This is a genomic window from Psychromonas sp. B3M02 (assembly GCF_003318165.1).
Lineage (GTDB): Bacteria > Pseudomonadota > Gammaproteobacteria > Enterobacterales > Psychromonadaceae > Psychromonas.
On record NZ_QOCB01000114.1, the window covers coordinates 39299 to 49639 of the forward strand.

6 protein-coding genes are annotated in these 10341 nt (G+C 39.0%); all 6 read left to right on the forward strand.

Annotation, left to right across the window (positions count from 1 at the left end):
* Positions 1–27 precede the first annotated feature (27 nt).
* A complete protein-coding gene (gene udk, locus DS885_RS12755; RefSeq protein ID WP_113819808.1) occupies positions 28–666 on the forward strand; it encodes a uridine kinase in 639 nt (212 codons plus the stop codon).
* A gap of 351 nt (positions 667–1017) precedes the next feature.
* The gene (locus DS885_RS12760; RefSeq protein ID WP_113819809.1) at positions 1018–2367 is read left to right on the forward strand and encodes an 8-oxoguanine deaminase; all 1350 of its coding nucleotides are present in this window, start codon (positions 1018–1020) and stop codon (positions 2365–2367) included.
* A gap of 304 nt (positions 2368–2671) precedes the next feature.
* On the forward strand, positions 2672–4948 hold the full coding sequence (gene rlmKL / locus DS885_RS12765; protein WP_113819810.1) for a bifunctional 23S rRNA (guanine(2069)-N(7))-methyltransferase RlmK/23S rRNA (guanine(2445)-N(2))-methyltransferase RlmL: 2277 nt from the start codon (positions 2672–2674) through the stop codon (positions 4946–4948).
* A gap of 213 nt (positions 4949–5161) precedes the next feature.
* The gene (gene uup, locus DS885_RS12770) at positions 5162–7072 is read left to right on the forward strand and encodes an ATP-binding cassette ATPase Uup (RefSeq protein ID WP_113819811.1); all 1911 of its coding nucleotides are present in this window, start codon (positions 5162–5164) and stop codon (positions 7070–7072) included.
* A 7-nt stretch (positions 7073–7079) separates the two neighbouring features.
* The gene (locus DS885_RS12775) at positions 7080–8888 is read left to right on the forward strand and encodes a DUF3466 family protein (RefSeq protein ID WP_113819812.1); all 1809 of its coding nucleotides are present in this window, start codon (positions 7080–7082) and stop codon (positions 8886–8888) included.
* 217 nt (positions 8889–9105) lie between these two features.
* On the forward strand, positions 9106–10071 hold the full coding sequence (locus DS885_RS12780) for a PstS family phosphate ABC transporter substrate-binding protein (protein WP_113819813.1): 966 nt from the start codon (positions 9106–9108) through the stop codon (positions 10069–10071).
* Positions 10072–10341 lie beyond the last annotated feature (270 nt).

Here is a 10341-nt window from a genome sequence, read left to right on the forward strand (position 1 = left end):
AACTTAATACATTTATAAAGGTCAATTTTGAATAAAAATCACTGTGTCGTTATTGCAATTGCAGGGGCTTCTGCCTCAGGGAAAAGTTTGATTGCACATACCATCTGTAATGAACTTCGTCAGGAGTTAGGAACAGATCAAATAGGTATCATTTCTGAAGATGCTTATTATAAAGATCAATCACACATGCCAATGGAAGAGCGTGTGCAAACCAATTACGATCACCCAAAAGCCTTTGACCATGAATTGTTAGGGCAACACATTGAATCTTTACAAAATAACCAATCAGTTGAAATTCCTGTATACAGTTACACGGAACATACACGCACCGATGAAGTGATTAACTTATCACCTAAAAAAATCATTATCATTGAAGGTATTTTATTACTAACAGATTCAAAACTGCGTTCACAAATTGATGCAAGTATCTTCATTGATACTCCATTAGACATCTGTTTAATGCGCCGTTTAACCCGTGATATTATGGAACGTGGCAGAACATTAGACTCTGTTATGGAGCAGTATAAAAAAACCGTAAGACCGATGTTTTTACAGTTTATCGAGCCTTCTAAACAACACGCTGATATCATCATCCCTCGTGGTGGTAAAAATCGTATCGCCACAGATATCCTGAAAACACGTATCAAATACTTATTAAATAAATAAGCATTTATGGCTCATAGCATCCCTAAAAACGCTTCTATCTGAAGCGTTTTTTATGCATCGAGTTGATGTGAAGCTTTCGGTTGATAAAGCTTAGTTGTTTAAATTTAACGACTTAATCAATAATTGTATGTTAATTCATCAATAAATAGATACAATGTAATCTCTCAGCAGATTAACACGCAAGTCACTGCTATTTATTATATCGCGACGATATAACTGCCTTATTAATCAATTAAGCTAAATATAAAGGCTTAGTGATTGAATGAGTTAGCAGTAGGTGACTGAGCAGCTTAGCTTTATTGCTTTAATATCCCTCATTATCGTTCGCTCTATTTATATAAAGGTGAACAGATGTCTACAACACTATGGATCAAAAAACCACTTTCCACTTTCACAGCTAATCAGCAAGATGCAAGTAACGGGATCGTTATTAAAGATGGAATCATCATCGAGTTAGTACCAAAAAATAGTGAGCCGACTCATGATATCGACCAATATTTTGATGCGACTCAGCACATTTTACTGCCCGGTTTAATCAATACTCATCATCATCTCTATCAAACATTAACCAGAGCATTCCCACCTGCGTTAAACAAGCGCCTATTTCCTTGGTTGCAAGCCTTATATCCTGTTTGGGCAAAACTGCAACCAGATATGTTACATGCGGCGACAGAGTTAGGGTTATCTGAATTGTTATTGTCAGGCTGTACAACCGTTGCTGATCATCATTACCTTTTTCCTGAGGCATTAACTGAAGCGATAGATATTCAAGTATCCGCAGCAACACTGATTGGAAACCGTGTGATGCTGACACGTGGCTCTATGAGCTTAGGTGAGAAGGATGGTGGATTACCACCTCAATCAACAGTACAAAGTGATGCTGCCATTTTGGATGATTGCCAACGCGTGATCACTCAGTTTCATCAACGCGGAGACGGCGCTAAAGTACAATTAGCATTAGCCCCGTGTTCACCTTTTTCAGTAACCACTGACCTCATGATAGAAACGGCCAAACTAGCACGTCACAACCAAGTACGGTTACACACACATTTAGCTGAAACAGAGGATGAAAACAGTTTTTGTATAAAAACGTTTGGCTTACGTCCACTTGATTATTTAGAGTCTGTGGGATGGTTATCATCGGATGTTTGGCTTGCCCATGGCATCCATTTTAATGACCAAGAGATTAAACGACTGGGTGTTGCAAAAACTGGCATCGCGCATTGTCCATCTTCTAATATGATCCTCGCTTCTGGGGTTTGTAGAACTAAGGAGTTACAGGCAGCAGGTTCACCAGTAGGCTTGGCCGTTGATGGCTCTGCCTCTAATGATGGCTCGAATATGATTCAAGAGGTGCGCCAAGCGCTGATGATTAACCGATTACGTTATCAAGCAGACGAAGTCTCACACCTTGATGCCTTGTATTGGGCAACAAAAGGCTCTGCACAAGTGTTAGGACGTGATGATATTGGCGAATTAGCGGTGGGTAAACAGGCGGATTTGGCCCTGTTTAAATTGGATGAACTACGCTTTTCTGGTGCACACGACCCTTTAGCTGCATTAATTTTATGTGGTGCACATAAAGCAGATGTTGTGATGGTGGCGGGTGAGTGGAAAGTAAAATCTGGGTACTTGATGGACCATGATCTTGCAGATATGCAAGCACGGCACAGTCAAGCTGCTAAAAAGCTAGTCTTGTAACCTTATAAAAGTGATTGAATGAGCCTTAATCTAATGGTTAAGGCTTGTTTTAGACTCAGGCAAGCTATCAAAATTCACTTTAATTCCTTTGCAGAACAAAACTTAACTCATTAATTCTTAATCTTTTATCAAACAAATCAAAAGTCAAAGCAATACTGTGTAATATTTTTGAAGTTAATATCAGCTAAGCTAAAAGTCATCGATTAATCATCACTAACAAAGAGCTGAAAATTCCATAGGGATAATCCTTTTTGCAAGGTATAATACGCGCTATTTTTTATTCAACAATTGCATGAGAGCGTCTATGTTCAGTTATTTTATCCCAACAGCGAAAGGGCTTGCGCCTTTATTAGAAGTAGAACTTAAAGATCTTGGTATTGAAAATACTAAGCAAATTGCTGGTGGTGTTAGCTTTGACGGTTCATTAGAGCAAGGTTACCAAGTGTGTTTATGGTCGCGTTTTGCGTCTCGTGTTTTGCTTAAGTTAAGTGAATTCAAAGTGATCGACCCAATGGATTTATACTTAGGTTGTAGCAACATTCCATGGGAAAGCCACTTTGACGTGGATAAAACCTTCTCTATCGATTTCTCAGGAAGCAATGATGAGATCCGTAATACTCAATTTGGCGCATTAAAAATTAAAGATGCCATTGTGGATCGCTTCCGTAAGAAATTTGATGAACGTCCAAACGTTGAAAAGCGAGATGCTGATATCCGTTTTAATGGTCGTTTATTCAAAGATAAAGCCTCAATCTACCTTGATTTATCTGGCTCACCATTACACCTGCGTGGTTACCGTACTATTGCGGGTGAAGCTCCATTACGTGAAACATTAGCGGCCGGTATTATTAAACGCAGTGGTTGGAAAGGTGAAGCGCTACTCGACCCTATGTGTGGTTCAGGCACGTTAGTGATCGAAGCGGCGATGATGTCATTGAACATTGCACCGGGTACATTACGTGATAAATTTGGTTTTGAGCAATGGAAGCAGCATGATGCAGAAACCTGGAGAACGCTTAAAACAAGCGCACAAGTTTACAGTAAACGTGCTGTTAATGATTGTGATGCGCGTTTTTATGCATCAGATTTAAGTAAAGATATGGTCAGTATTGCACGTCAAAATGCACAACGTGCAGGTGTCGCTGAGCTAATTGAATTTAGCGTCCAAGATGCTAAAAAAGTGATGCCGCCGGAAGAGTTAACAACGGGTATGCTGATTTCAAACCCGCCATACGGTGAGCGTTTAGGTGGTTTCAGTGACACTATTACCTTGTATACTGAGCTTGGTCACCACTTTAAAGATGCCTTTGCAGGTTGGAACTTAAGCATGTTCGCGATGGATACTGAGCTACTAAGCTGTCTTGGTATGCGTGCTGGACGTAGTTATAAATTCTTCAATGGTCCGATTGAATGTGTGCTTAAAAACTACCGAATTTCTCCAAAGCGTAACGTCGAAGTAACGGAACAAGTTGAAGCAACTGCTAAACCAACTAAAACACCTAAAAAAGCTGACGTAGTTTATAAAGAGTCAACGGAAGATAACCCGTGGGGAACCATTACACCGGCGCAACAATTCCCAATGGCTGAAGAGTCTGAATCTGAATTAGTGTTTAAAGAAGTTAAACAGATTAAACCTGCGATTTATGCGGAAGATTTTGCTAACCGCTTACTGAAAAATATGAAACGTTTAGATAAATGGGCTAAGCGTGAAGATATTCAATGTTACCGTTTATACGATGCCGATTTACCTGAATATAATGTGGCGATCGATCGCTACAACGAATACTTAATTATTCAAGAATATCGCGCACCAAAAGAGATTGATGCACAAAAAGTACGTCGTCGTTTCTTAGATATCGTTTCAACAACGCGTTACCTATTGGACTTAACCGATGATCAATTGATTATCAAAGTACGTGAACGCCAAAAAGGGCGTCAACAGTACGAAAAATTAGACAGCAAAAAGCAACGTCTAGTGGTGCAAGAAGGGCCGGCTAAAATCATTGTTAACTTGCAAGATTATTTAGACACAGGCTTATTCCTTGACCATCGTCCTACGCGTTTACGTTTAGGCAAAATGGCCGCAGGCAAAGATTTCTTAAACCTATTTTGTTACACAGCAACAGCTTCTGTACATGCTGCATTAGGTGGTGCGAAATCAACTACCAGTGTGGATATGTCAAATACTTACCTAAACTGGGGACAAGAAAACTTCCTAGAGAATGGCATCAAAGGTAAACATGAGTTTATCCAACAAGATTGTATTAAATGGTTACAACATGCCCATGAAATGTACGACCTGATCTTTATTGATCCGCCCACTTTCTCAAACTCAAAACGTATGAGTGATGTGTTTGATGTTCAGGATGATCATGTTGCTTTACTAACAGCGGCAAGCGAACGTGTAAATTCAAAAGGTGAGATCATCTTCTCAAACAATAAACGTGGATTTAAACTAGATATCGAAGCAATTAAAGCGCTAGGTTTTTATGTGAAAGATATCAGCAAAGCGTCTATTCCAGAAGATTTTAAAGGCAATGATAAAATTCATCAGTGTTGGTTATTAACTAAACGCGATTAAGGTCATGGCATTAAATAAATTCCACAATTTGCAGTGGTAACATGACAACACATAAAGGCCAATATTGATTGGCCTTTTGACGTTCAATAAATACAACAATTTGTATCTTACGATAGCTGGCACGATGCTAATTAGAAGATTTAGTTAGCGGAACGAAATAGGTGTTTACCTAGCAAGCATAAGATAAAGACACATTAACGAGAGTGAATTAACGTGGCATTATTAACATTACATAACGCAGAACTGGCCTTTGGTGGCGGTGCATTATTAGATAAATCAAACTTAGTTATTGAAGCAAATGAACGTGTTTGTTTAGTGGGCCGTAATGGCGCAGGTAAATCGACATTATTAAAAGTATTAGATGGCCGTATTCAACTTGATGACGGCACATTATTGATCAATAACGATGTGAAAGTCGCTCGTTTAGAGCAAGATCCACCAACTGCCAGTGTCATGAGTGCTTATGATTATGTGGCATCAGGTATGGAAAATGCGGGTAAAGTATTAAGCCAATACCACGAACAGTTAGGTGTTGTTGCTGAAGATTGTAGTGAAAAACAACTTAATAAATTACAACGTTTTCAAGAGCAAATTGACCAGCTTGATGCATGGCAACTAGATTCTAAAATCAATCAAATACTTGATCGATTAGCGATCAACCCTGAAATTACTTTAGATCAACTATCAGGTGGATGGTTACGTAAAGTTGCATTAGCTAAAGCGTTAGTGAATGACCCTGATTTATTATTACTTGATGAGCCTACCAACCATTTGGATGTCGGTACCATTGAATGGCTTGAGCAGTTTTTAATGTCATTTAATGGTTCGATTGTATTTATCAGTCATGACCGTGAATTTATTCGTCGTTTAGCAACACGTATTGTTGATATCGACCGTGGCAAGTTAAGTTCATGGCCGGGTGGTTATGAAGCATATTTAATTGCGAAAGAAGAAGCATTGCGTATCGAAGAAGAGCAAAATGCGGAATTTGATAGAAAATTAGCCCTTGAAGAGAAATGGATCCGCCAAGGCATTAAAGCCCGCCGTACCCGTAATGAAGGTCGTGTGCGTGCATTAAAATCATTACGCCAAGAACGCTCCGAGCGCGTTAACGTGCAAGGTAAAGCTAAAATTGTCGTGGATGAAGCGGCACGTTCAGGCAAAATCATCTTTGAAACTGAAGGCTTGTCTTATAGTTATGAAGATCTACGCATTGTACGCGATTTTGATACCACTATTATGCGTGGCGATAAGATTGCCCTAGTAGGTCGTAATGGTTGTGGTAAAAGTACGTTACTTAAATTATTACTGGGCGATATTGAACCTGATCAAGGGACAGTGAAGTGTGGTACTAAATTAGAGGTGGCTTACTTTGATCAATACCGCGATGCATTAGATCCAGAAAAAACCGTGGTTGATAACCTTGCTGAAGGCAAGCAAGAAGTTGAAATTAATGGCAACAAACGTCATGTCCTCGGTTACCTACAAGACTTTTTATTCCATCCTGATCGTGCCCGTACTCCGGTCAAAGCATTATCTGGTGGAGAAAAGAATCGTCTGTTATTAGCCAAAATTTTCTTAAAACCAAGTAATTTCTTAATTCTTGATGAACCGACCAACGATCTCGATGTCGAAACGCTTGAGTTATTGGAAGAGTTGTTAGCGAACTATCAAGGCACATTATTATTAGTGAGCCATGACCGTAGTTTTGTTGATAACACAGTAACCCATACTTGGTTCTTTGATGGTAATGGCAATATTCAACAATTTGTGGGTGGTTATAGTGATGCTGTTCGCCATAAAGCGCAAAGTGAAGCGCCAGTACAAGCAGTGAAAGAAACAAAACCAGCACCAGAAAAAGTTGAAAAAGCAGCGGTAAAATCGCCTAAAAAGAAAAAGCTATCGTATAAAGTTCAACTTGAACTAGATGGTTTACCTGCATTAGTCGAGCAGTTAGAAGAGAAAGTAGTAGAGTTACAGGAAACGATTAATACACCTGAGTTCTTTACTAAAGATAAAAAAGAAGCTGACCAATTCTTAGCGCTATTAGCAGAAACAGAAGAAAAACTAGAAAATGCTTTTAGCCGTTGGGAAGAATTAGACGAATTACAAAACGGAGAATGATTTTAACATGAATTACAGCAAAGCTATTTCAGTTATAGCATTACTATCAACCAGTAGTGCTTGGGCTGCGACTTCTTCTTATTATGAATATGAGATTTTGTCTCCAGACACGACCGGTAGTAATTATGGGCCTTTTCCATCTGCGATTACTGAAGAAGGCGATACCGTGGGGGTCTATGCTTTAAAAGCAGATCTTGATCAAAATATTGATATTGGTCTGCCTTTTACCTTCAACCAAGAATGTTTCTATGACGATGATGTCTGTGAGCTGATCTATTACGGTAGTGAAGATTCCACCGACGCAAGCTATGAAAATGGTTATCAAGACTGGCGTACTACGAGTGCTGAGATAGACAATAATGAGACAGATGCTGAGAGTTACTTCTTAGCCGCGACTAACAATGTAAAAATAGAAGGTTTTGGCGATGATACTGACGTTAAAATAACTGACGTTGTTGATTCTGATGTAGGCAGCTTTGCCGTAGGTTATGGTTCTGGACCATACACGGATGGAGAGCGTGATTACGTTCGTCGTGCTTTTATTGTTGACCCAAGTACAAGTTACGCCACTATCTCATTAATTCCAACAGCATTTGATGACGACGAAGGTGGTTTTAGTAGCGCTTATCGCATGCGTGATGTGACTTATAATAACGGTGATACTAAAACGCTGATTGTTGGTAATGCAAGTAAATCATTAGCGGGTGGCGATAGTGACTATTTTGACCTTTGTTACAATGAAGGTGATGAAGACGATTTAGACGATCTAAACTACTTAGTGAATTGTCCTGGGTTTGATACGCAAGCTTGGGCTTGGGAATATGATAGTAACGCTACTGAAATCGAAGGTTTTGCTTTAGCGACTGAATGGTTAGATGATAACACCACGCGTGATGGAAGTGACGCGACTTACAGTGCCGCTGCCTTTGATATTAATAGCTCGGGCGTAGCAGTAGGTGTATCAACTTACGAATATTCAGACAGTGATGAAGGTGGTCGTCAACGAGCGATCATCATGACGCCAGATGATGATGGTGCTTATGATACACCGACCGTGATTGTTGATGCGACTGATGAATCTGATTCTGATGGTGATTACGACAAAAACGATGATTCTACTTATTACAACTCATGGGCAGAAAGCATTACCGATGAAAATATAGTGATGGGTAACCGTCAATATGGCTCAACTAAAAACGTAAACTACCCAATCGAAATGTTCATTTACGATATCGATGATGACAGCATTAGCATTCCTTTAGAGGACACTAAAGTGTTATCAACTAAACAACGTTTAGCGGGCGATAGTGCTTCATACCGTGGTGCAAATAGCTATGGTTATGACATGAATGAAAACGGCTTAATCGTGGGTAGTGCAGATGCTTACGACCAAACTGATCCGGTAGTAGGGGGTGATCCTCGAACACAAAGTGCATTCCTTTATGATAATACAACTGGTGATAGCTGGTTTATTGATGACTTACTATGTACAGAAGATGATGATGGTGTAGTAACACATCCATTAATTCGTTTAGAAAGTGCAACTGCAATCAATGATGACGGGGTTGTATTAGCTGAAGGTTTCCAATATGACAGTGACAGCGACTACAACAGCAGTGTTAATGCAACAGCCGTATTATTAAAACTAACGCCAAGTACGACAATGGATCCAGATGATAGCCCGAACTGTTGGGATTCAGAAACATTGGCTGACGATGATGAAGATTACGAGAGAAGTGGTGCTGCAACACTATGGTTATGGTTACTTGTTTTACCATTAGCACTCGTTCGTCGTGTTTATAAAAACAAAGTTTAAATTTAAATAACTGTTTAAACAATTGATAAAAAAGGTTTATTGCTTAAAGGCGATAAACCTTTTTGTTTTTTGTGAATAAAATAATTCATGTGTAATGAAATTGTCACATTACACGTTCATATTAAGCACCATCGCTACGAAGCGTAATGAATATTTTGTTAAATAACTAATAAAATACAAATCGTAAAAATTAACTTAGTAGAAAATGGAGTTTTGAATGAAACTTAAAATGTTAGCCGCAGCGGTTACTTTAGGTACTGCGTCATTAATGTCGACAACTGCTATTGCAGCAGATCACGAACTACACTCTTACACAAAAGTAAGCGGTATTTCAGGTAACCTTTCATCTGTTGGTTCTGATACATTAGCAAACATGATGACTTTCTGGGCAGAAGAGTTTAAGCGTCAATACCCAAACATTAACATTCAAGTTCAAGCAGCTGGTTCTTCAACAGCTCCACCTGCACTAACTGAAGGTACTTCACAATTCGGCCCAATGAGTCGTCAAATGAAGTCTAAAGAAATTGAAGCATTTGAAAAACATTACGGTTACAAGCCAACAGCCGTTCGTGTTGCAATTGATGCACTAGCTGTATTCGTAAACAAAGATAACCCAATTGAAGGTCTATCAATTTCTGACGTTGATGCTATCTTCTCTTCAACTCACAAATGTGGCGCAGATAAAGATGCTACACGTTGGTCTGATGTAGGTTTAGGCGATAGCTGGGCTGAGAAAGATATCCAATTATTTGGTCGTAACTCAGTATCTGGTACTTACGGTTACTTCAAATCTAAAGCACTTTGTAAAGGTGACTTCAAAAGTTCTGTAAATGAGCAACCTGGTTCTGCATCTGTAGTTCAATCTGTTGCATCTTCACTAAACTCAATCGGTTACTCTGGTATCGGTTACAAAGTTGCTGGTGTTAAAGCTGTTCCACTTTCTAAGAAAGGAACTGATTACGTAGCAGCAACAACTGAAAATGCGATTAGCGGTAAATACCCACTATCTCGTTTCCTATACGTTTACGTGAACAAGCACCCAAACAAACCATTATCTCCACTACAAGCTGAGTTCATTAAATTAATGTTATCTCAGGAAGGTCAAACTATCGTAGATAAAGATGGTTACATTCCACTACCAGTATCTGTAGTAGAAAAAGAGCTTGCTAAACTAGGTCTATAATCCACCTAATTTAACAAACCAAATAAACAGCGCTTTTTAGCGCTGTTTTTGTTTGTGTAGAGGAAAATTCTTCTAGAATAATAAGTCTAAAGTAAGCGTTTCTTATACCAATTGTATTAAATAACTGATCTAAATTTTGCGCCGGAAAAATGGCTTAGTTTGAGGCGTAAGTTGATGTAAATGGTTGTTCCCTATACGAAACTTACAACGAAAAAATAAGTTGTTTTAACAAGTAAAATAGATCAGTTACTTACTATGATTGGTATAAGT

What these genes read in the sequence shown, in the direction of transcription:
- DS885_RS12760 (WP_113819809.1), top strand. Translation starts at nt 1,018, where the DNA reads ATGTCTACAACACTATGGATCAAAAAACCACTTTCCACTTTCACAGCT.
- rlmKL (WP_113819810.1), top strand. Translation starts at nt 2,672, where the DNA reads ATGTTCAGTTATTTTATCCCAACAGCGAAAGGGCTTGCGCCTTTATTA.
- DS885_RS12775 (WP_113819812.1), top strand. Translation starts at nt 7,080, where the DNA reads ATGAATTACAGCAAAGCTATTTCAGTTATAGCATTACTATCAACCAGT.
- DS885_RS12780 (WP_113819813.1), top strand. Translation starts at nt 9,106, where the DNA reads ATGAAACTTAAAATGTTAGCCGCAGCGGTTACTTTAGGTACTGCGTCA.